This window comes from Arhodomonas sp. KWT, assembly GCF_010993615.1.
The window spans coordinates 1-1,262 of sequence record NZ_WNXE01000481.1; the positions used below are offsets into that span (position 1 = coordinate 1).

At 67.8% G+C, this 1,262-nt stretch carries 1 pseudogene; it reads right to left on the minus strand.

The features are described from left to right. Positions 1–1,262, minus strand: a pseudogene (locus G7A99_RS20080) (type III-B CRISPR-associated protein Cas10/Cmr2); the annotation flags it as partial.

The window sequence follows — 1,262 nt, forward strand, 5'->3', positions numbered from 1 at the left end:
GCGCGATGACGCTGGAGAAGTCGTTGAGCGCGCTGGAGATCGCGATGTGCCGTCCGGGCGACACCGCGCGCGGGGCCCGCAGGTAAGCCTGCAGGGCCTCGTTGCCCGCGAACCGCTGCTTGAGTCCTTGGGCCAGTTTCGGGTGGAAGGCGTCGATGTACGGGATCGACAGCTCCTCGTCTCCGGAAAGCCATTTGCCCATGTAGTCGCCGTCCATAAGCAACAGCGCGTAATAGGTTTCCGGCTTGCCGCCGAGCACCTGTTCCACTGTGCGCTGAGCAGCATCGCCATCGGCGTCTTCGTCCTCACGTTGCGCCTCGAGCCAGCTCGGGATGCGGGCGATCAGCGCGCCGTGCTCGCTTTGATGCAGGTGCTTGGCCAGGCGGTGGGGCAGGGCAGCAGGCGGTTCGTTTTCAATAGACTCCTGCTGCTCCGGGGTGAGTGCCTCGACCGAGCACCGGTTGTTCAACAGTGACGTGCTGAGGGCCATGGTATGGGTCGAGACCACGAACCGCCGCGGCGCCCGGTCCTCACCGAGCACGTCGCGGATCTCGCGGCAGAACAGCGTCGGCCAGAGCCGCTTGATGGCGGCCAGTCCGCCCAGGTGCTCACCCTTTCGGGCCCAGGCCGGGCGTTTCCGGGCAATCCGGCTCCAGAGCGTGTCGGCCGCATCGCGTTGTCCGGGTGGCAGCGCGAGGTGTGTCTCGTCGTGAGTCAGCCATTCCGTCTCGCCGGTGAGCGAGCAGCGATACCCGTTCTGTGTGAGCGCGGCGAACGGCCGGACGGTCTTGGCGGCGCCCATGGTTCGTTCGCCGAGCTCGTAGATGGCGGGATACAGGACCCCGGGGTTCGGCCGGTAGAACACTGCTGCCTCACCGGCCTCGGGATCGGTGATCTCCACCGGACGCTGCAGTACGGACCAGGCCTGGCTGCCAAGGAAGCCGGGTTCGCCGCCGTTCTGCGGGAGGAAGGCGGTCAGGGCGTCGCGCAGGGCCGTCGTGTCCACGGCTGCATCGCCGTCGCCTCCCGCCAACTCGTCGTAGTCGACGGCGCTCCAGTACACCTCCGGGAAGCCATCGAGCTGCTCGCCCATCTGCGTGTAGGCATGAGCGTCCGCGGACGGGTCGAGTCCGGCGGTCTCCAGCAGCTTGCCGACCGTCCGCTGTCCGCGTTCGGCGATCCATGCCCGGACGTGGTCCCGCACGGCCATCGCGATCTCCTCGGTGAGGGCCGCGGGCACGATCGCCAGGAAACGGTTCGGC